This is a genomic window from Campylobacter hyointestinalis subsp. hyointestinalis (assembly GCF_013372145.1).
GTDB lineage: Bacteria > Campylobacterota > Campylobacteria > Campylobacterales > Campylobacteraceae > Campylobacter > Campylobacter hyointestinalis.
Genome location: NZ_CP053827.1, coordinates 1,718,936 through 1,737,472 on the forward strand (window position 1 = coordinate 1,718,936; position 18,537 = coordinate 1,737,472).

At 34.9% G+C, this 18,537-nt stretch carries 25 protein-coding genes, 5 tRNA genes and 2 pseudogenes; 9 read left to right on the forward strand and 23 right to left on the reverse strand.

Annotation, left to right across the window (positions count from 1 at the left end; genetic code table 11):
* Positions 1–3: 3 nt before the first annotated feature.
* Together CHHT_RS08845 and CHHT_RS08850 are read left to right on the forward strand one after the other, a co-directional pair.
* A complete protein-coding gene (locus CHHT_RS08845; protein WP_074898806.1) occupies positions 4–1,044 on the forward strand; it encodes an AAA family ATPase in 1,041 nt (346 codons plus the stop codon).
* Between the two features lie 288 nt (positions 1,045–1,332).
* Complete coding sequence (locus CHHT_RS08850; RefSeq protein ID WP_159428482.1) at positions 1,333–2,946, forward strand: relaxase/mobilization nuclease domain-containing protein; 1,614 nt, start codon at positions 1,333–1,335, stop codon at positions 2,944–2,946.
* Here the strand turns inward: CHHT_RS08850 and CHHT_RS09455 are convergent, their stop codons facing one another.
* From CHHT_RS09455 to CHHT_RS08880, 6 genes are all read right to left on the reverse strand, one after another.
* Positions 2,947–3,174: a helix-turn-helix domain-containing protein gene (locus tag CHHT_RS09455; protein WP_034962876.1), complete on the reverse strand. Its 228-nt coding sequence runs from the start codon at positions 3,172–3,174 to the stop codon at positions 2,947–2,949.
* On the reverse strand, positions 3,171–3,476 hold the full coding sequence (locus CHHT_RS08860) for a type II toxin-antitoxin system RelE/ParE family toxin (RefSeq protein WP_034962879.1): 306 nt from the start codon (positions 3,474–3,476) through the stop codon (positions 3,171–3,173). Before CHHT_RS08860 ends, CHHT_RS09455 begins: the two co-directional genes overlap by 4 nt.
* Positions 3,476–3,724, reverse strand: a complete 249-nt coding sequence (locus CHHT_RS08865) for a hypothetical protein (RefSeq protein WP_034962880.1) — start codon at positions 3,722–3,724, stop codon at positions 3,476–3,478. Before CHHT_RS08865 ends, CHHT_RS08860 begins: the two co-directional genes overlap by 1 nt.
* A gap of 247 nt (positions 3,725–3,971) precedes the next feature.
* Complete coding sequence (locus CHHT_RS08870) at positions 3,972–4,214, reverse strand: hypothetical protein (RefSeq protein ID WP_141079409.1); 243 nt, start codon at positions 4,212–4,214, stop codon at positions 3,972–3,974.
* Between the two features lie 179 nt (positions 4,215–4,393).
* Positions 4,394–5,638: a tyrosine-type recombinase/integrase gene (locus CHHT_RS08875; protein WP_034962882.1), complete on the reverse strand. Its 1,245-nt coding sequence runs from the start codon at positions 5,636–5,638 to the stop codon at positions 4,394–4,396.
* A 185-nt stretch (positions 5,639–5,823) separates the two neighbouring features.
* Positions 5,824–5,899: transfer RNA gene (locus CHHT_RS08880), tRNA-Ala, on the reverse strand.
* A 140-nt stretch (positions 5,900–6,039) separates the two neighbouring features.
* Here CHHT_RS08880 and CHHT_RS08885 point away from each other — a divergent pair.
* The 6 genes from CHHT_RS08885 to CHHT_RS08905 all read left to right on the forward strand — a co-directional run bounded on the left by CHHT_RS08885 (position 6,040) and on the right by CHHT_RS08905 (position 7,438).
* Positions 6,040–6,114 (forward strand) — tRNA-Gly (locus CHHT_RS08885).
* Between the two features lie 10 nt (positions 6,115–6,124).
* Positions 6,125–6,211, forward strand: a tRNA-Leu gene (locus tag CHHT_RS08890).
* A 24-nt stretch (positions 6,212–6,235) separates the two neighbouring features.
* Positions 6,236–6,309, forward strand: a tRNA-Cys gene (locus CHHT_RS08895).
* An 18-nt stretch (positions 6,310–6,327) separates the two neighbouring features.
* Positions 6,328–6,459 carry a hypothetical protein gene (locus CHHT_RS09250; protein WP_255199058.1) on the forward strand — a complete coding sequence of 44 codons (132 nt, stop codon included), beginning with the start codon at positions 6,328–6,330 and terminating at the stop codon, positions 6,457–6,459.
* Between the two features lie 17 nt (positions 6,460–6,476).
* Positions 6,477–6,564, forward strand: a tRNA-Ser gene (locus tag CHHT_RS08900).
* A gap of 292 nt (positions 6,565–6,856) precedes the next feature.
* Positions 6,857–7,438 carry an NAD(P)H-dependent oxidoreductase gene (locus CHHT_RS08905; protein WP_034962884.1) on the forward strand — a complete coding sequence of 194 codons (582 nt, stop codon included), beginning with the start codon at positions 6,857–6,859 and terminating at the stop codon, positions 7,436–7,438.
* A gap of 53 nt (positions 7,439–7,491) precedes the next feature.
* On the opposite strand, the gene CHHT_RS08910 is transcribed toward CHHT_RS08905, so the two are convergent.
* The 10 genes and pseudogenes from CHHT_RS08910 to CHHT_RS09255 all read right to left on the reverse strand — a co-directional run bounded on the left by CHHT_RS08910 (position 7,492) and on the right by CHHT_RS09255 (position 14,180).
* Positions 7,492–7,968 (reverse strand): flavodoxin, encoded by a 477-nt coding sequence (locus tag CHHT_RS08910; RefSeq protein WP_034962887.1) that lies wholly within the window; start codon positions 7,966–7,968, stop codon positions 7,492–7,494.
* 9 nt (positions 7,969–7,977) lie between these two features.
* Positions 7,978–8,985, reverse strand: a complete 1,008-nt coding sequence (locus CHHT_RS08915) for an SDR family oxidoreductase (RefSeq protein WP_051663765.1) — start codon at positions 8,983–8,985, stop codon at positions 7,978–7,980.
* Between the two features lie 15 nt (positions 8,986–9,000).
* A pseudogene (locus CHHT_RS09350) lies at positions 9,001–9,105 on the reverse strand (hypothetical protein); the annotation flags it as partial.
* Positions 9,105–9,434 carry a hypothetical protein gene (locus CHHT_RS08925; RefSeq protein WP_034962889.1) on the reverse strand — a complete coding sequence of 110 codons (330 nt, stop codon included), beginning with the start codon at positions 9,432–9,434 and terminating at the stop codon, positions 9,105–9,107. The pseudogene CHHT_RS09350 and the gene CHHT_RS08925, both read right to left, overlap by 1 nt.
* Positions 9,431–10,729 carry an NTP/NDP exchange transporter gene (locus CHHT_RS08930; RefSeq protein ID WP_074898807.1) on the reverse strand — a complete coding sequence of 433 codons (1,299 nt, stop codon included), beginning with the start codon at positions 10,727–10,729 and terminating at the stop codon, positions 9,431–9,433. Before CHHT_RS08930 ends, CHHT_RS08925 begins: the two co-directional genes overlap by 4 nt.
* Positions 10,726–11,571, reverse strand: coding sequence for an aldo/keto reductase (locus CHHT_RS08935; protein ID WP_034962891.1), 846 nt, complete (start codon positions 11,569–11,571; stop codon positions 10,726–10,728). The genes CHHT_RS08930 and CHHT_RS08935 overlap by 4 nt, the downstream gene beginning before the upstream one ends.
* A 100-nt stretch (positions 11,572–11,671) precedes the next feature.
* Complete coding sequence (locus tag CHHT_RS08940; protein ID WP_034962893.1) at positions 11,672–12,211, reverse strand: flavodoxin family protein; 540 nt, start codon at positions 12,209–12,211, stop codon at positions 11,672–11,674.
* A 137-nt stretch (positions 12,212–12,348) separates the two neighbouring features.
* The gene (locus tag CHHT_RS08945) at positions 12,349–12,789 is read right to left on the reverse strand and encodes a MerR family transcriptional regulator (protein ID WP_034962894.1); all 441 of its coding nucleotides are present in this window, start codon (positions 12,787–12,789) and stop codon (positions 12,349–12,351) included.
* A gap of 10 nt (positions 12,790–12,799) precedes the next feature.
* Positions 12,800–13,420, reverse strand: a complete 621-nt coding sequence (thyX, locus tag CHHT_RS08950) for an FAD-dependent thymidylate synthase (RefSeq protein WP_034962896.1) — start codon at positions 13,418–13,420, stop codon at positions 12,800–12,802.
* A gap of 34 nt (positions 13,421–13,454) precedes the next feature.
* A complete protein-coding gene (locus tag CHHT_RS09255; protein WP_234945124.1) occupies positions 13,455–14,180 on the reverse strand; it encodes a GMC oxidoreductase in 726 nt (241 codons plus the stop codon).
* A 22-nt stretch (positions 14,181–14,202) separates the two neighbouring features.
* Between CHHT_RS09255 and CHHT_RS09260 the strand changes: the two genes are divergently transcribed.
* Complete coding sequence (locus CHHT_RS09260; RefSeq protein WP_255199059.1) at positions 14,203–14,337, forward strand: hypothetical protein; 135 nt, start codon at positions 14,203–14,205, stop codon at positions 14,335–14,337.
* A 237-nt stretch (positions 14,338–14,574) separates the two neighbouring features.
* Here the strand turns inward: CHHT_RS09260 and CHHT_RS09265 are convergent, their stop codons facing one another.
* The 7 genes and pseudogenes from CHHT_RS09265 to CHHT_RS08985 form a co-directional block, all read right to left on the reverse strand.
* Entirely contained in the window at positions 14,575–15,105 is a 531-nt protein-coding gene (locus CHHT_RS09265; RefSeq protein ID WP_234945125.1) for an NAD(P)-binding protein, read from the reverse strand.
* Between the two features lie 93 nt (positions 15,106–15,198).
* A complete protein-coding gene (locus CHHT_RS08960; RefSeq protein ID WP_143297555.1) occupies positions 15,199–15,597 on the reverse strand; it encodes a hypothetical protein in 399 nt (132 codons plus the stop codon).
* Positions 15,598–15,631: 34 nt separating this feature from the next.
* Positions 15,632–16,066 carry an HvfX family Cu-binding RiPP maturation protein gene (locus tag CHHT_RS08965; protein WP_034962897.1) on the reverse strand — a complete coding sequence of 145 codons (435 nt, stop codon included), beginning with the start codon at positions 16,064–16,066 and terminating at the stop codon, positions 15,632–15,634.
* A gap of 76 nt (positions 16,067–16,142) precedes the next feature.
* On the reverse strand, positions 16,143–16,349 hold the full coding sequence (locus CHHT_RS08970) for a hypothetical protein (RefSeq protein WP_034962899.1): 207 nt from the start codon (positions 16,347–16,349) through the stop codon (positions 16,143–16,145).
* Between the two features lie 80 nt (positions 16,350–16,429).
* Positions 16,430–17,029: a nitroreductase family protein gene (locus tag CHHT_RS08975; protein WP_034963188.1), complete on the reverse strand. Its 600-nt coding sequence runs from the start codon at positions 17,027–17,029 to the stop codon at positions 16,430–16,432.
* Between the two features lie 19 nt (positions 17,030–17,048).
* Positions 17,049–17,476: pseudogene (locus tag CHHT_RS08980) on the reverse strand (pyridoxamine 5'-phosphate oxidase family protein).
* A 2-nt stretch (positions 17,477–17,478) separates the two neighbouring features.
* Positions 17,479–18,426: an HTH domain-containing protein gene (locus CHHT_RS08985; RefSeq protein ID WP_034962901.1), complete on the reverse strand. Its 948-nt coding sequence runs from the start codon at positions 18,424–18,426 to the stop codon at positions 17,479–17,481.
* Positions 18,427–18,537: the final 111 nt, after the last annotated feature.

The window sequence follows — 18,537 nt, forward strand, 5'->3', positions numbered from 1 at the left end:
AAAATGCGAGAATTAAAAGGGGCGAATGCCCCACGAAGAAAATTTGATGATATTTTATCGTATTTGTCTGAAAATAAACTAACAAAGGAAAAATTAGAAATGGTAAAAAGTGAGTGGTTGGTAGAGAATTTTATCTACAAAGGTTCTCTTGTGATGATCTATGCTAGTGCAGGTAGCGGCAAGAGTTGGTTTGCACTTGCGTTGGCTAAATATATTTTAGAGCAAGAGCTGTTGCGTACAGGTGAAGAGTTTGCTAAAAATGGCATATTTAACAGCAAATGTGAAGTGTATTATCTAAATGCTGATAATAGCGAGAGAACGCTGAAAAATAGAAATATTGAAGTGCTTACGAAGTATGATAATTTTAGCCTAACACCGATAAAAGGCGAAAATAAAGAAGAAGTCATTAATAAATTAGCAAAAAGTAATTTGACTAATAAAATCATCATCTTTGATAGTATCCGCAACTTTATGGGCGATATAAATTTTAACGATGATAGTGCCGTTACTCGCTTTATGGATAAGTTGCAACAAATGAGAGATAACGGTGGGACGATTATATTTTTGCACCATCAGCCAAAGCAAACGGATGGCGAAAATAACAAGCTATACAAGGGTGCGACTGCTTTTGCTGATAGTGTAGATGAGGCATATTTTCTTAACAAGGTTGAGTTTGATGATGAGTCTAAGTTTCTTTCGTTTTGCCTTGAACCGCAAAAACGCCGCGATGAGACAAAAACACTTTCGTGCCGTGTAGATACAGACTTTTTAAACTTACTCATAATGGATGAGACAAAAACTTTACAGCTTTCGCTAAACGAAAAAGAAAAAATTACGATTGATTTGGTCTGCGAAATTTTAGATACTAGCGGGGTAATCAATCAAGGCACTCTTGCAAAAAAATTAGACTCACTTGCAAAAGATAGAGCGGTTGAAGTTTTGGGACTGAATTCTTTGTGGCGATTGCTAAATAAATTTGAAAATATTTATTTTAAAATTGACAAAGCCAAAGCAAAAAATCAAAAATTCTTTTCACGGATTTAAATCCGTTTTTTCTCCCATTTTTAAAAAGAAAAATTGAAAACTTTTTCAACTTTTCTTACTACTTTTAGTTTTTTAAATTTTTGATAGCCTGATTTATTTTTTGATAGTTTGTTTTATTTTTAAAAAATGGTAATTTTTTAAAATCGCCCTTAAATGCCGTAAAATCGGCGTTTATGGCTAAAAGTGATATATATAAGGGGTTATCCTGCCCCTACACTTTTTATTTTTTCTATGCTAACATCTTTTTATCTTTTTACAAATATTTTTTTAAAGTTGCAAGGATTTTTTTTGACTAGTGCTGAGTATGATGAGATTTTAGAAACATTGCGAGTTGTAAGAGCTAGACGCACTCATTCACAAAAATCACACCATCAGCATGTTTCTTTTGGTGGAATGACTTTTGCAAAAAATAAATTTTCTAAACAAGCAGTTGTGAAAATGATTTCAAATTTACCAAAGGATAGGATAAAAAATTGTATTGATTATACTCTAAAAAATTCACTTGATGGCTACGCCATTAATGATAAAGGGGAGAAAGTTTCAAGCGATGATATTATTAAAGAGTGGAGCAAGGACTTTGGATCGCATCCAAATTCAAAGGACGCTTGGCATTTAATATTTTCAATTAAAGAGCCGTGCAGTGATGAGAGAGCTTTGAAAAAATTACAATCTAGCGTGATGGAAGTTATGAATAAAAATTTCTTTGGTCATAAATATTCTATGGTGCTTCACACTCATCAAAATAATCCGCACATCCATGTCGTGCTAAACAAACGCAACATTTTTTCTGATAAAAAAATTCATTTTGATAGCCGTGATGAGATCAAAGATTTCTTTGATGATGTTCGCACGAACTTTGCTTATGCTTTGGATCAGCGTGGACTAAATTATACAAATACTAGCTCACTCTCTAAGGATTTGAAGCAAGAATGGAATAAAATCAAAAAGAGCGTTAAGCTTGAAACAGATGATTATTTTGCTAAAGATTTTATCAATGACTATTACATGAAATTGCAAGAGCGTAATAAAGAAAATCACAAGGCTACGGCTTCTCGCATTGATGTCTTGCTTGAAGAAACTGTTGTATTGAAAAACGAACACGAAAGACTTTTTCAATTGCTAATAAATTTGAAAAAGAAAAAAAATAAACGCTGGTATAAGGTTTCAAAAGAATACAAAGAGCAAGGCAATTTTTATGTAAAAAAATTAAACGAGATAAAAGGCGAGGTTGAAAAACTTAGAAAAATAGAGTATCGAGCTCAAAAAATTGCAGAATTTCATAAAGCTAATTATCAAGATAAAGTCGGCGGTGTCGTTAGGCTTGAAAATTTTGTTTATAACTACAATCAAATGAGAAAGGCTGGATTTAAAACTTCTAAGAGCGATTTTGAAAATTTCAAAAGAGCTAAACGAGCCATTGCAATTCATCGTAAAAAAGAGAGCGAACTAGCTATAAAATACTTTGATGATAGTTTGATTGTTTCTCGTATGCTAGGTGCTAGTGATAGCATTTTCAAACTAGATAAAAAATTAAAAAATTTGGATCAAGCTCTGCACTCTTTGCATAATTCTAGCGTGGGCGATGAGTTGATAAATTTGTATGATAAACGACTAAAAGCAAATAAAGAATTTATCACTGATGTTGTTACTAAACGCTTTGAGCGTGTGTCGCAAAGGCTTTTAAAAGCTGAAAAAATAAGCAAGGATGACTTTCTTTTCAAAGAGTATTTCAAAGGCGTGGAAGTGCTTGGTGTTCGTGCAGATGAGCGTTTGCTCAAAATTAAAAATGAAAAAAGACTATATAAAGACGTTTTAGCCGAGCGTGGCATAAAAATTGCAAAGCCAAACGCTCACAGCTTCTCTCATAAAAATCACGATCTAAGCAGTGAGCGTGGTTTGTGACTAATAATTTTTAAATAAATCTTGATGTCTGCCGATGCGATACAATGTGAGAGTGTTTTCATCTCTTTGATAAACTGTTTCTAAATGAGCTATTTTATAAACATCATCAGCATTGTATAAATAATAACCATTTGGCTGTTTTATTGTGCGAATTTTGCCATTTTTGACATACTTCCATAAAGTTACACGAGAGATTTTTAGTAGTTTTAGAACTTCGTTTGATTTCATTTAGTTAAATCCGAAATCTCTGACAAATTTGGTTTCCAAAGATTTTGTTTATAAATACCTAAAATATAAATATCATTAGAAATTAAAAAAGGCACAACATAACCTTTAAAAATTAAGTCTCTGATATTTGCATTATTCATTTGTGGGTCTTGTCTATGAGCGTATGGGAAAATCACAATATCATCAATTTTAGATGAAATTTCAGCTTGAAAATTCAGTGCGTTTTGTGGGCTGTGTTTTGCTATGTAAGTTAATAAATCATAAAATTGATTTTGAAAATTTTGAGTATAGATTATTTTCATTATAATGCACCAAGATCTGCTAGTTTTTGTTTTGTCATAGCCTTAAATTCATCAGAGCTATAAAATTTTTCAGTGCCGTTTTGCACTCTATTAACCACTTCTTTTAAATTTTTAATATCATCTTTATTTATATTAAATTCTAAATTTGAAACCTTAATTTCAGCACTTGGATCAATTTCAAAAATAAAGCTTTGCAATTTTTCAAAATTTGAAGCTTCTAATGTCATATTTATATTTACAGCATTCATTTTTTTGTCCTTAATTAAAAATACTTTCATAATTATATATTATATACTTTAAATGTGCTTAAATTGAAAAGCGTAGAATAATTATTGGCTTCTGCTTTAAACATCATTAGTTCATCATTTGTAAAACGCTTTTGCTGTTCGCAAAAGCTAAAAAAAGGGAGAGAAATTTATTTGATTTTTTTAGATGCAAAATCTTTTAAGATGATTTTGTGGCTTGTCTTTGCGATTTTTTTAGGCTAGTTTGGTATTAAATTTTATTTTTCGTGGCTTGTAGGGCTTTTAAAATGCATTTGTGTGGATTTTTTAAAAATGAGTTGCTATATTTTTTATTTTTTAACATTGATTTTATTGCTAGGCTGTTTTCATCTGCTTTAAACATTGCATCCATTGCCCTTTTATATGCATCAAATGTCTTAAATCTGCCTGCTGACTTGCTATTTAGAATAATATCTATTGTTTCGTCTGTTGGGATTAACTCTTTTTCGTTCATAAATTTGCCTTTGGATTGTGTTTTCTTTCCTTTTTTTTGGGTTTTTTTGTTATTTTTACCAAAAAATAACACTATTTCCCCATTCTTTATACTTTCATAAGTTGGGCTATTTGTTTGATAATAAAATACAAGTAATTATAGCGTATTAAATATAAATATTATATTAAAAATTAAAATATTTATACAAATTTACAAAGATTATTTAAATAATCTGCGTACCACTGCATGAGCGTTCGCTTTTGCTCTATTGTGGCTGTTTGGCGTTCGTACGCGTATTTTACGCTGTTTAATTCTTTATGTGCTAGTACGTTTTCTATGGTTTTTTCGCTTATGCCAAGCATGCCAAGTTTTGCCAAATTTAGCGAACAAATCGTTTTAAAAGTGGCTCTAAAACCATGAGCCGATGCTTTGTCTAGATATTTATTTTTTCCACCTAGATTGCGTATGGCTTTGCCTATGGTGTCTCTATGTAGATGTCCTTGGTTATTAAATGCAGGAAAGACAAACTCGCTTTCAATAGGGCTATAATTTTTCTGTTCTTTTAGTATCTTTATTGTTTCTTTGGATAGTAAAATTTGATGAGCGTATCGCATTTTCATCTGCTTAGCAGGTATCGTCCATGTGCCATGTTTAAAGTCTATATGCTCCCACCTTGCTTCTGCTGTGTTGCCTGGGCGATTTACACATAGGATTTGCAGTATTACGGCTCTTTTTGTTTGTAAGTCCATTGTGCTGTCGTTTCGTAGATCTGTCAAAAACTCTTTTAAATCGCTTTCATCGCTCAGTGCAGAGTATCTTGTGTCTGTGCCATTTTTTAGGCTAAAACTGCTTGAAGTGGGGAACTTTTCGTGTAGTGCTTTGCAAGGATTGTAGTCTATATAGCGGTCATTTATGGCACTTTCAAAGAGTTGGTTTAGGTGATTTATAATGCGGTGTATGGTTTCTAAGCGTGAGCTTTTGGGATTGTGTGGATTAAATAATGGCTCTAAAACTTCTAAAAGGTCGCTAAATTTAATATTTGCAATGTCGATGTCTTTAAATTTTGGCAAGATGTAGGCATTCATTTGGTCTATGATTTTTTTAGTGTAGCTTTGGCTTAGAGTGGCTTTTTTTCGCCTTATGTAGTTATCAAATAACGCACCTATGGTGTATTTGTTTGATTTTAATTCAGCTCCGCTTTTTAGCCGTTTTGTGATTTTTAGTGCATCTTCTCTTGCTTGTTCTACACCGTATCTGCCTTGCTCAAACTCGGCTAGTTTGCGTGTCTTTCTGCTGTGCAAGATGAAAAATGTCTTAACGCCACTTGGATTGATCCAAATGTAAAGCTCTTTTGGATTGCCCACAGCCTTGCGGTATTGCCTTTCTTTTGGCTCTAACTCTCTTATATCTTTGTCGTATAGTATGGTCTTTGCGATATTTGCCATTTGTCCCCCTTTTTTAGTTAAAACTACATTATTAAAATCAAACTACACTATTATACTACAATAATTCTAAAAATTATGAGAGAGTTTTAAAAATATACAAAGAGTTTAAAAGTGCTTTAAAGTAGTGTTTTTTATGGATTTATAGAGTTTCTTAAACTTTAAAAAAGGGGAGAAAATTTATAAAATGGTGGAGTTAAGCGGGATCGAACCGCCGACCTCTTGAATGCCATTCAAGCGCTCTCCCAGCTGAGCTATAACCCCAAAAAGTATTCAGAATTTAAAATGCGTTTGAAATATTACCAACTTTTTACTTAGATTTTTTTGAAATCACCCAAAAAATTAATAATTTCAAATAAATTTTTAAGGTTTCTTTTGATATCATTTCAATTCTTAAAAAATTTGCGGGAATAGCTCAGGGGTAGAGCACAACCTTGCCAAGGTTGGGGTCGCGAGTTCGAATCTCGTTTCCCGCTCCATTTTTTATCTGCCCAGGTGGTGGAATGGTAGACACAAGGGACTTAAAATCCCTCGGATATTTTTTCCGTGCCGGTTCAAGTCCGGCTCTGGGCACCACCAAAATTTAGCATTTGTTTGCACGGCGACATGGCCAAGTGGTAAGGCAGAAGCCTGCAAAGCTTTTACCCCCAGTTCGAATCTGGGTGTCGCCTCCAAAACATTTAGGAGTTTTTATGCGTTACTTTATTATGGCGCTTATGATAACTGCATTTTTTGGTTGTTCTAGTACTTGGCACGGCATAAAAGAAGATTCAAATAATGCCTACCAATGGTCAAAAGAAAAGATACACAAAGCTACAGAATAGCTTAAATTTACTTCACTCGGGAGATGGCTGAGTGGTCGAAAGCGGCGGTCTTGAAAACCGTTGAGGTGAAAGCCTCCAGGGGTTCGAATCCCTTTCTCCCGGCCACTTATTTTAGATACGCTTTCCACTTCATACAAACAATCAAATTTATACATAAATTTAGAAATATTTTATGACAAAAAAAATAAAAAATATCATTTTATTTTTATACTTTCTAGCGATCTATGCTTTAACCAAGCTTTGAAAAAGGTTTAGATACCATAAACACAAAAGCCACTTATGAGCAAGGTACAACCATAAGACGTATCTATAGCCGTTTTAAATTTTTAAACCACAGATCAATTATAAATTTAAAAACTAGCATTATAATGTTGTTAATTTTTAAACAAGGATAACTATGAAAAATGTATTATTGATAAATGGCGCAAAAATATTTGGAAACTCAAAAGGCGTGTTAAATGCAACTTTACAAAACGAAGCAAAAACTACTTTACTAAATTTAGGCATAAACGTGCAAGAAACCAAAATCGATGACGGTTATGATGTAAAAACAGAACTACAAAAGATAGCAAATGCTGACGCGATCATCTGGCAAATGCCCGGCTGGTGGATGGGTGAGCCTTGGATAGTTAAAAAATACATAGATGAAGTTTTCACCGCTGGTTATGGAGTTTTATACAATAATGACGGTAGAAGTAGAAAAGATGAATCAGCCAAATACGGCTCAGGCGGTCTAGCTACTAGCAAAAGATATATGTTTAGTCTTACTTGGAACGCTCCTCTTGAAGCATTTACCAATAAAGAGCATTTTTTCGGCGGTGTAGGCGTTGATGGCGTGTATCTGCACCTTCACAAAGCGCATGAGTTTTTAGGGATGAAAGCTCTACCTACATTCATCTGCAACGACGTCGTTAAAGATCCGCAAGTCCAGCTGTATTTACAAAACTATCGCAAACATTTAGAAAAAATATTCGGCTGAATTTAGCCGAATAAAGGCTTATAGCTCTTGTTATAAGCCTAAATTTACACAACTCAAATACCCAAGCTCTCCAGCCATTTTTTTATGTTAGCACTATTTGTACTTGAGCTTAGCACTTTTGCGTCTTTGAAATTTGCATTGCAAGATTTTTTCAAAATTTCCACGCTCTGCCCTAAACCGCTTCCACCAGAAGTAGCAAAAACCACTATATTTTTACCGCTCCACTCAAAGCTCTCTAAAAATGTCTGTATGATGCGCGGCGCCTCGTACCACCATATCGGAAATCCTATGAAAACGCTATCATAACCGTCTAAATTCGGTTTTAAATTTGATATAGACGGACGAGAATCAGGCTTTCTCATCTCCACGCTTGAGCGACTGTTTGAGTCATGCCAGTCAAGATCCAAAGAAGTGTATTTTTGAGTAGGCGTTATCTCGTAGATATCGCCACCACTTACTTCTGCTATGGTTTTTGCAAGACGCATAGTTTGTCCGCTTGCTGAAAAATAAGCTACTAATATTTTGTTCATTTCTTTCTCCTATCTAGTGCTAAATGCACTTCCTGCTGAGTTTTCAAAGTCTGCCTCGCTTCCTGCGTAATGCTCCGTATTTTTCATATCTTCTTCTAACCAAGCTATTTTATTTCTAGCAGAACTAAACGCTGCTGCACCTAAAAATAGACTAAATGGCGGCTCTTGCATTCTTGAGATGTTATACAAAATCTCTGCAAATTTAGCTGGATTGCCAGCTTGTTTGCCGCTATAGTTTTTCGCGTGTGCTTCAAAAGCTTCTCTTTTTGCGTCATAATCGCCGATCTTATCTCTGCTTAACTCCATGCTAGTACCTAAAAACTGTGTTCTAAAGCCTGCTGGCATTATATTTACGCTGTGAATCCCAAAGTCTTTAAGATCTAGCAAAAGCCCCTCACTAAATGCACTCAAAGCAAATTTACTCATGCAATATGGCGTAGAATTATTTGTAACTCTAAATCCACCTATCGAGCTAAGATTAAATATCCTAGCTGTCACGTTTTGTGCATTTCCACCCTCGCTAATGGCTTGTGGACGCATTAGCTTCAAGGCGTGTTTTGCTACAAGAAACGGTGCGAAAACATTTACTTCAAACTGCGCCCTAAGATCTTCTTCACTTGTCTCTTCGACAAAGCCAAGAAGCCCATATCCAGCGTTATTTACTACATTATCAAGTCTACCGAATTTAGACTTTATAGCAGCGATATTTGCTTCTATATTTTCACTCATTTTCTCACCAAATTTAAGCTCTAAAGGCAAGAAATTCTCGCTCTCTTTTCCTAGTTTGTCTATGATATTTTTTAAATTTCTGCTAGTTCCTGCGACTTTGTCTCCTTTGCTTAAGAGATATTTTGCCAAAGCAAGTCCTAGCCCGCCGCTTGCTGCAGTTATATACCAAACTTGAGTATTCATTTTATTTTCCTTACTTTTATCATATGTTTTTGCATTTAAATTTGATCCTAAAGCTACCACACCAGCCGCCAAAGTTGCACCTTTTAAGAACGCTCTTCTTTTCATATTTCTCTCCTTGATTTACTCCAAATTTCCTTGATAATTTTTGATATTTTCAAGGGTAAAAACGATATCTTCGCGATGAAGCGAATCTTGATGGCAGTCTAAACATCTCTTAGTATCGCTTAAATTTGGAGATTTATCTGCATTAAATGCATAAAATTTCCACTTTTTATTATTTTTTGCATTGCGATATAACGCCTTACTTCGCCTTTTTTAGCACCTTGAGTATATAACTCTTCAAGCATTATTATCGTTTGATCAGGTAAGTTTTGACCATTTTTTACGGCTTTTATCGCTTCTTTTTGGATATACATTCGCTCCAAAACATCTCCTCTTTCAAAGTCGTTATAATGCACCCACAACCTAAAATCATCAGGAAATTGACCAAATGCTAAAACACCAAAAAATACGCTCAAAATAGTAAATTTTTTAGATAAATTTACGAATTTCATATATTTTCCTTTGTAAACTCCTCTTTTTCATATCTCTTACCAAGATAAACTCCAAGACTTCCCCAGATAAACGATATCAAAGCGCCGACAAATAAAACAGCAGTTATACTGATCTTTGCTATAGCTCCCTCAAGCGCAGCGCTCATAGAATCCCCAGCTCTATATACCACCGTATCAAGGAAATTTTTGACTTTATACTTGCTCTCGCTATCAAGTGGCACGAAAAGCATTTCCCTACCCGGTTTTACAAGTGCATACTCGCCTACGCGTCTTATACTCATCACAAGCACCAAAACCCCAAAAACAGGATAAAATGCAAGCAAAATAAATCCCAAAGCAACCACAAAACCAAGCGCACCTAAAAGCCATTTGATACCAAAAAACTGAACTATTTTTGAAGTTATGAAAATTTGTATCGCAAAACTTGAAAGTTGAACTATAAAATCGATATTTGCAAACGCCGCCGCCCTTGCTTCCCTGCTCTCAAACATGCCAGAGATTATCCTTGCTTGTTCCATATACAAAAACGTTGAAACGCTAGTAAGTAGCAGTATGAATCCTAGCAGAGCCAGTAGATAACGCGACTTTATGATCAAGAAAAATCCCACAAATGGATTTTTAGAACCGATAGGTTTGTCAAATCTATCTTTTATACTCACAAAACCGCTTTGTAAATTTAGCGTTTCTAAACCAAAAGCTTCTTTGATAAGTAAATTTTTTAGCACTATAGAAACACCAAGGCAGATTATAGAGATAAAGATAAAGCTAGGAACATCTATAAATTTACTCAAAACCGATACAAAAAAAGCTCCAAAAATCCCGCCTAAACTAGCTCCAGCCGAGATAATACCAAATAATCTAGCGCTTCTTTCTTTACTAAAAACATCAGCTAGTAAACTCCAAGCGGTGCTGATCACAAAAATGTTAAAAACGCTCACCCAGATATAAAAGCTTCTAGCAACGATCAAGTAAGCTTCACTGCCCTGAGAAATTTGATGTAAAATGGCGAAAAAGCCTATCAAATTTAGCGCAAAAAAACCGTAAATAAAGTCTGTATAAAGCTTACGTTTTATCATTCCACTTAAAATCATAGCCAAAATAGACCCTACTATCGTAGTTATAAAAGTTCCCAAAAACAGCCATTTTAGCTCACCAGTTCCGCCACTTATACCCAAAGCTTCTCTAATAGGTCTTAGCAAAGAGTAGCTAGCAAACAAGCTAAAGATAAAAAGCACGGCTATAAGTAAGAACTTACCCTCGCCTTTTTTTAGACTTAGAATTTGATTTAAGCTCATCTAAAAAGCCCGTTTAAAAATTTGACTTTCTCGGGATCGCGGTGATCTAAAAACAGACTTTTTCCGCTATCTAACCCAGCTATTAAACTCATATCGCTTTCATCTAAGCTAAAATCAAATACGCTGATATTTTCTATCATCCTTTCTTTGCGGACTGTTTTTGGGATGACGACTACACCCCTTTGTATTAGCCATCTTAGTATCACTTGAGCATTTGTTTTACCATACTTTTTACCTATACTCGCTATAGTCTGGTTACTAAACATTCCACTTTTTCCCTCTCCAAAAGGCGCCCATGACTCCATCGCTACACCAAATTCGCTCATAACGTTTTTAGCATATTCTTGTGAGAGCATAGGATTGCACTCGATTTGATTGATAGCTGGTTTTATCTCGTTATTTAGACAAAAATCCACAAGTCTATCTGGGTAAAAGTTGCTCACGCCTATGGCTCTTATCTTACCATCTTTATATAGTTTACTCATCGCTCTCCAAGCTCCATAAACATCACCAAAAGGCTGGTGTATAAGATACAAGTCTAGATAATCAAGACCCAGTTTTTTAAGCGAAACATCAAAAGCTTTTAAAGCTCTATCTTCATTTGCATCACTTATCCAAAGCTTTGTCGTGATGAAAAGCTCTTCTCTTTTGATGCCGCTTGATTTTATCGCCGCACCAACTGCTTCTTCGTTGAAATACGCCTGAGCTGTATCGATAGATCTATAACCTACGCTAAATGCGTCTTCTACGCATCTTTGACACTCTTTAAGCTCATTTATCTGATACACACCATAACCTAAAATAGGCATCAAAACATCGTTATTTAATCTAACTGTTTGCATAATATCTCCTTGATTTTGTGAAAAAGCATTTGCGGAGTCAAGCTCAAAACGCCCAGCAAACCGCTCGCTTCTTTTATAAATTCACGTCTTGTTTTCATACTCAAGCGATTCCTAATCCCATATCGTAGGCGTTCTTAAGAGCTTTTGAGTTTCTGATATCGCCTATGTTTGTCACACCACCAGCAAAAACTTTACCTTTAAATTTAGCATTTTCAAAACAGCTTATCCAGCCATCAAGACCGTTTTTAGCTCCGTCTATCACCCACTCTTCATCTTCTGCAGCAGCCCCTAAAAGATAAGTATCTTTAAATTTATAATCCGTACCATAAAGAGGATTTGAGCGATCAAGCATATTTTTCATACTTCCACTCATCTCATAGTAATAAATCGGCGTAGCAAAAGCTATAACATCTGCTTCTTTCATCATCTCTACGATCATATTCGCATCATCTTTTATGGTGCATTTATGAGTCTTCACACAAGCCAAACAACCTTTGCAAAATGATATATTTTTTCCGAGTAAATTTATCTTTACGGCGTCGTTTTTAGCGGCTTTAGCTCCTTTTACGAACTCATCTGCTAAAGCGTCTGAGTTTGCGCCACTTCTCATACTTGTAGATATAACCAAAACTTTTTTCACTCTATCTCCTTGGTTTAATGTTGATAGCATTATAAAGCCTAACACTAGGTGTTTGTCAAGGGAAAAATAAAAATATTTGAAATTTAATTTTGAATTTAAAAAAGAAGCGGGAATTTAGCTTATCTAAATTCCTGTATTTATCTAGCAGATTTTATCTTTTTTTTAAGGGTCATTATGCCCTCATAATCCTTGCTTACTGGATTGATCGTATCTTCATCACTGACTATCATATTTTTATAATAACTGACTTTATAATCAAGTTTCTTATCTATCTCTTCTAGCTTTTTTATCTCGGCTTTAACAGCCTCTTTTTGTTCTTCTATCATTTTTAATCTAAGAGCTGCACTACTTTTGCCTTTTGCGGCTAAGGTTATGTAATGTTTGATTTTTTCTATGCTCATACCAGTTTTTCTAAAACAATCCACCCACATAACCCACTCAATATCTCTATCGCTGAAATAATTCACACCGTTTTTGTCGCGCTCAACAAAAGGAAAAAGCCCTTTTGATAGCCAAAATCTAATAGTCCTAGATAAAATCCCTGTTTGTTTTTCTACTTCTATGATAGTTTTTGCCATTTTTGTTCCTTTATTCTGGTTTTATAAGGCAATTTTCGTAAATAAATTTATGCTCATCTGGCAAATTTTGATAGATTAAATTCGCTAGATCTCTTATCTCCCATAAAGCTGCTTTTGAGCTTCTAAGGCTTAAGAAATTCTGCAAACTTCTAGCATTTATACTCCAGCTTAACTCTGTTTTATAGCTTTCTGGAAGGCAGTATTTTGCTATATCTAAGCTTGTATTTTGGTTTAGAATTTGGCGCAAATTCTCAAGTGCATTTATACTTGCGTTATCGACAAATTCATTACCTGTAAGCACTAAATACCTGCTTGCATTCTCAAAATCCCCAGCTTTAAACTCACTTTCATTTTTTAGCTCTTTTAGCGTATAGCGTGTAGATTTTACGCTTAGACTTGCTATGCGGTGGCGGGCTAATTCTTGTAAGCAAGCTCTACTAATGCCTTTTATGTAAAAGTTGTAATACAAATGCTCTAGCGTACTGGCGTGTTTGAATTTATTGCCTATTCTATCTATGAGTTCGATATCTTTTTCGCCGCCATTATCACCTTTCTCAAAGCTCTGCCAACAAGTGCGGATCGCATTTGAACAGACCCAAAGCGGAGTGAAATTTAGTAATTTTGCTTCCATAATCTTCCTTTTTTTTGAAGCAATTCTACCAAATTTATACTAAATTTGACAATCTCTTTTTAATAATATCTGCTATCCTAAATGAGTTTGCATATATGCTCCAAGTATATGGAACACTTCCGCCTGTAGGCATAAATGAAGCGTCGCTAACATAAAGGTTACTTACCTCGTGAGCCTTACAGTTTTTATCCAAAACGCTAGTTTGTGGATCATCACCAAATCTCGCTCCACCAGCTGCCAAATTCGGTGGCGGAGAGCTACTAATACTATAGCTAACATCTTTTGCACCCATCTGTTTTAAAATTTCCACCGCTTTTTGTGACAAAAACTCACCTACTTCAAGATCTTGCTTATGAGCGTCTAAGCTTATAATGCCAACTGGAACGCCGTATTTATCTCTATGCGTGTCGCTAACACTAACAAAAGTCGTGTTAGTAGGAAGCCAGTCGTTAAAGACTTCGAATGTGAGTTTTCTACTTGCATAAACATTATCTTTTATCTTTTTCATTAGCTTATCGCCAAATACCAAATTCCCACTCTCATAAAACTGCGCAGTAACATTAGGGATAACGTTTGGATGCTCAAACAAAAAGTCTATAGTGCCACCTTTATATCTCTTACCGTCTTTTTCGAACTCATACCACTCTTGTATGTGTCTGTTAAAAAACAGACCTCTGCTCATCAGATCATTGGCATCTTTTTGACTAAGATCTTTTAGATAAAACGTTCCGCTTCCTACTCCTCCGGCTGAAAATATCAAATTTTTACCGACGTTAGATGAGTTGTTTGCTAAACCATTAGGAAAATGTCTATTTTTAGAGTTTAAAAGCAGTCTTGAAGTCTCAACTACACCAGCAGCAACGACAAATATCTTAGCTTTTAATGCTATGAGATTTTTTAAATTTATCGTAGTATAAAGCCTCTTTCACGCTAAACTTATCACTAACTAGCTTATAGACAAAGGCTTCAGGTATGACTTTAGCCGAGCACTGCTGGAGTAAGACTAGACCACTTCCTTTTGCACCGCTCGCACAAGGATAAGCACCGCAAAAATGGGAGTAATAACACGCATTCCTACCAAGATCGTTTTTAGATAAAATGGCTCTAGGAGTTGGAAGTGGAGTAAGTCCAAGCTCTATGGCAGCCTTATCAAATCACTTTGTAACGGCATTTTCTTCTAGCTTTTCATATGGGAACTCAGCCGTGCTTCTAGGTTCACTAAATTTATGTTTTACGACTTTACCAGATACACCTACGACTTTTTCGACCTTAGTATAGTATGGCTCAAGCTCATCATAGCTTATGGGCCAGTCTGCGACGTTTGCGCCTTCTACCTCTCCATAAATGCTTTTTAGTTTAAAATCGTTCGGTTTTAAACGATGAAAAAATCCACTCATCAAATTTGAGCTTCCACCCACAAGAGAGCCGTTCCAAAAGCTCCACGTACCATCATATCTGCTTACTTCTCCGTTTGGTTCTTTTTCCATTACTATGTGATATTCGTCTTTTAGGTTTGGTATAAACATTTTACGCCTTGAGATAGCTAACTCATCTTTACTAAAATCTTTTTGCGTATAGAATTTACCTTTTTCTAACACTACTACGTTAAATCCAGCTCTGCTTAGCTCATATGCCACAGGGCTTGCTCCTGCGCCGCTTCCGATTATACAGACGTCGTATATCATTTATCACCTTATTTATTCTCTAAATTTATTTATAAAAATGGTGTTTTTGGCTGAGGAAGTCCAGTCTCATGAGAGATCCATTTCCAGCCTTTTTCATCTATGTTTGCACCATAAATAGGATCGCCAAAAACCGCTTCTGAGCAAAAAAACAAGCATATCGTATATCCAGCCTTCTGCCCAACTTTCATCTTTAATGACTAAATTTATGATTTTATTTTGTCTATTTTCATCTAAATTTATAAATGAAATTTCGTATATTTTTTGACTAACATTATCAAGCCACAAGCATCCATTTATCAAAAAATCTTTATCTTTTTTTGAAATTTTAGAATGAGATAAAATAAGCTTTAGATACGATAAAGCATCTATGTCTAAAGTTTTTATAGCTAGAAATATAAGCTTTTGGACTATATCAAATATAGAAAAAACCTCATCTTTCGACAAGGTTTTTGCATCATTTGCTATCAAATTTACTTGTAAAGGAAACAGCAAAGATAGACTTGATACAGCTTTACAAAAAGAGCGTCTATTGGTCATTTTTAAATATTATTTTATCAAGACTAATATTTCCGCCGCCAAATGAGAATAAGACAAATATTATACAAAGATAATAAAGCGGGACTTCAAATCCGTTATTTGCTAAGCTATAACCGTTTTCAAAATGTACACCAAATATCGCTACTAAGATAATGACTATCAAAGGAACACAAATAGCTCTAGTAAAAAGCCCTAAGACAAAAAGTAAAACCGCTAAAGTTTCAAATATAGCAACTAAATATATGCTTAAAACAGGAAACGGGATACCGATGGATGCAAACCACTGGGCAGTCGGTTCGATGTTTTGCCATTTTGGAACTGCAGTCTCATAAAAACCGTAAGCCAAAACTAAACGTATCAAAAGCAATGTTGCAGACTGGAAATTTAAACTAAATGTAGAAAGAAGATGATAAATATTTTTCATGGTATTTTACCTTTGAAATTTTAAGATCAAGTGCGACGTTTGTTTATCGCACTTGGAAGTGAAGTTCTGTTGAGAATTATTTAGTTGCTCCGCATTTTGCAGCACCGCATTTTTCTGCTTTATGTCCAGCAGGGGTACTTGAATTTGCATCACCGCATTTTGAAGTTTTTTCTACTTTTGTATCGCCACATTTGCTAGTACCACATTTTTCAGCAGCACTTAAAGTCGTAGTAAGACCAAATACTAAAAACAAACCTGAAAACAAAATCGCTAACTTTTTCATAACATTCTCCTTGATTTAAATGTAATGAAATTATACTGTGATACATACAAATAATCTGTGACTTGTATCACAGAAGTATACTATTTGTAGATTACGACTTGATCTAGGCTTTGTCTTATTTTTGGAGGAACGCTCTCATCGCTATATCCTAAAGCTACGACTAAAACAGGTTTAAAATTTTTCTCTAAACCAACGAATTTAGTTAGCTTCTGGCTGTCATATCCTGCCACTATGCAGCTTTTAATACTCAAATCCTCGGCTATATTGACTAAATTTGCACAAGCCATATAACACTGAAAAGTGGCATAAGTCATTATCTCATCACTAGTTTGTGGATCAAAGCGAGCTGCGAAGTGATCCATAGCTTTTTGGAGACGCTCAGGTGTGCGCGGTCTTCTATCTACTTGTTGTCTTAGAAAATCACAATTTCCTTTAAGATCATTTCTAGCGATGATAATGATCGCGTGCGAGCACTCTTTTACTTGCTTTTGTGAGTTGCAAACTTCGCTAAGTTCTGCTAGATCACTTTCTTTACTCACGACCATAAATTTCCACGGCTCAAGTCCGCACGAGCTTGGTGTAAGCCTAACTAGATCTAGTATTTCTTTGATATTTTCATCTTTGATTTTTTGATTCGTGAAGTTGCGACACGAAAAACGCTCTTGCATGATACGCTTCATAGTATTCAAATCAGATCCTTTATTTAATAATCTTTGCTTTAGCACTCAGACATTGTATCTTTAGTTCGTAAATACTAGTTCTACCAAGTGAGCCGTATGCCGCTGTTTTGAAATAATCCATATAATCAGGTGTGTATTTTCTACACAATAACTCCAAAGCTTTGACCTTTTGACTCTCATCAGTGACCTCATAAGCTTTAGTTTTGGCTATGGCACTTTGTTTTGGCTAACACAGACTAGCTCTACATTTTTACCATCTTTATATAGCTTAGCTTTTGAGCCAGTTTTTGCTCCGTGGATATAAATACTCATACCATCTCTAGCTATAGAAATAGGAATACTAAATATCTCACCCTTTTCATCTACACAGCTAAGAGTCGCATACTGGCTCTCATCAATGATCTTTAGAGCACTCTCTTGATCTAATTCACGATCACTTCGACGCATAATTATCCTTTGATTTTCTTCTCTTTTAAATAACTTTCTAATCTCTCATCACCTAAAACTTCATCAAATTCACTTTTGCTTCTATAATCTTTTTCTATATTGAACTCTTCTACGCTCTCAAGAAATTTTTTAAAATCAGGATTTTTATCGCTTAACTCACTCATCACAGAATAATCCAGTCTCTCCCTAAATCTCGCCCTAGCCAAAATCACGCTTTCATCAACATTTTGTGAGCTTAGACTTACAATCCCTATACCAAATGAATAGCTAAGGCGCTTGATTAAATCCATAAGCTCCTCATCACTCTCATCGATATCAAGTGCGACCAAATAGCCCTCATTTGCCCAGCTTGAGTTACTAACAGCTTGAAAATAATACTCTCTAAAATTACCAACACTAAGATGCTTTTTCATCTCAAAAGCGTAAATTTTAATCGGCAAAGAGTCAAATTTGCCTATAAATCTATTTAGCTCTTTTTCATAATCTCTATACTCGAAACTCACACCAACTATATCTGGATATAGCCATTTGTCTGCGCCTTTTTGGGATTTTTTGCTACTTTCGTGATAAATCGTCTTTGTATAGGCTTTGAAATTCTCATTAAAAGAGACAAATCTACTTAAAAGCGGATGCAAATCCCTTTCGCTATAAGAAGTTTTTGACTCTTTTATCTCACTATTTTTCTCCATTTGAGCTTCTAAATTTATAACTTGATTTTTTAGCTTTATGAGCATAGGTTTAGTAGCCACTACTTCAAAAATACTATTTGGATTTTCTTTTATATCCATATAAATTCCAGCCCCAAAACTAGCCCACGGCGTTTTGCCATTTAAATTTAGCTCTTTAGTAAGCCCCATTTCATTGGCTATATGATACATTTTACTTGGATTTAACGCCTCTTTTTTGCGCTCTAATATCTCCTTTGCTACCTCTATAACAGATCTTGCCATATTAATCTTCCTTTTTATTTTTTAAATTATCTAAATATTCTAGCTTCCAAATAAAAATGACTGCCAAGGTGTTTTGCCACTTAAATTTAGTTCATCGGTTAATCCAAATTA

Bases quoted from the DNA above. Each gene is read 5' to 3' on its own strand.
- CHHT_RS08910 (WP_034962887.1), bottom strand. From the start codon at position 7,968: ATGAACAAAATATTAGTAGCTTATTTTTCAGCAAGCGGACAAACTATG.
- CHHT_RS08870 (WP_141079409.1), bottom strand. From the start codon at position 4,214: ATGAACGAAAAAGAGTTAATCCCAACAGACGAAACAATAGATATTATT.
- CHHT_RS08865 (WP_034962880.1), bottom strand. From the start codon at position 3,724: ATGAATGCTGTAAATATAAATATGACATTAGAAGCTTCAAATTTTGAA.
- CHHT_RS09265 (WP_234945125.1), bottom strand. From the start codon at position 15,105: ATGATATACGACGTCTGTATAATCGGAAGCGGCGCAGGAGCAAGCCCT.
- CHHT_RS08945 (WP_034962894.1), bottom strand. From the start codon at position 12,789: ATGGCAAAAACTATCATAGAAGTAGAAAAACAAACAGGGATTTTATCT.
- CHHT_RS08935 (WP_034962891.1), bottom strand. From the start codon at position 11,571: ATGCAAACAGTTAGATTAAATAACGATGTTTTGATGCCTATTTTAGGT.
- CHHT_RS09455 (WP_034962876.1), bottom strand. From the start codon at position 3,174: ATGAAATCAAACGAAGTTCTAAAACTACTAAAAATCTCTCGTGTAACT.
- CHHT_RS08975 (WP_034963188.1), bottom strand. From the start codon at position 17,029: ATGAAGCGTATCATGCAAGAGCGTTTTTCGTGTCGCAACTTCACGAAT.
- CHHT_RS08915 (WP_051663765.1), bottom strand. From the start codon at position 8,985: ATGAAAAGAAGAGCGTTCTTAAAAGGTGCAACTTTGGCGGCTGGTGTG.
- CHHT_RS08845 (WP_074898806.1), top strand. From the start codon at position 4: ATGCGAGAATTAAAAGGGGCGAATGCCCCACGAAGAAAATTTGATGAT.
- CHHT_RS08925 (WP_034962889.1), bottom strand. From the start codon at position 9,434: ATGAAATTCGTAAATTTATCTAAAAAATTTACTATTTTGAGCGTATTT.
- CHHT_RS08985 (WP_034962901.1), bottom strand. From the start codon at position 18,426: ATGGCAAGATCTGTTATAGAGGTAGCAAAGGAGATATTAGAGCGCAAA.
- CHHT_RS09250 (WP_255199058.1), top strand. From the start codon at position 6,328: ATGCGTTACTTTATTATGGCGCTTATGATAACTGCATTTTTTGGTTGT.
- thyX (WP_034962896.1), bottom strand. From the start codon at position 13,420: ATGGAAGCAAAATTACTAAATTTCACTCCGCTTTGGGTCTGTTCAAAT.
- CHHT_RS08970 (WP_034962899.1), bottom strand. From the start codon at position 16,349: ATGAAAAAGTTAGCGATTTTGTTTTCAGGTTTGTTTTTAGTATTTGGT.
- CHHT_RS08965 (WP_034962897.1), bottom strand. From the start codon at position 16,066: ATGAAAAATATTTATCATCTTCTTTCTACATTTAGTTTAAATTTCCAG.
- CHHT_RS08875 (WP_034962882.1), bottom strand. From the start codon at position 5,638: ATGGCAAATATCGCAAAGACCATACTATACGACAAAGATATAAGAGAG.
- CHHT_RS08905 (WP_034962884.1), top strand. From the start codon at position 6,857: ATGAAAAATGTATTATTGATAAATGGCGCAAAAATATTTGGAAACTCA.
- CHHT_RS08930 (WP_074898807.1), bottom strand. From the start codon at position 10,729: ATGAGCTTAAATCAAATTCTAAGTCTAAAAAAAGGCGAGGGTAAGTTC.
- CHHT_RS08860 (WP_034962879.1), bottom strand. From the start codon at position 3,476: ATGAAAATAATCTATACTCAAAATTTTCAAAATCAATTTTATGATTTA.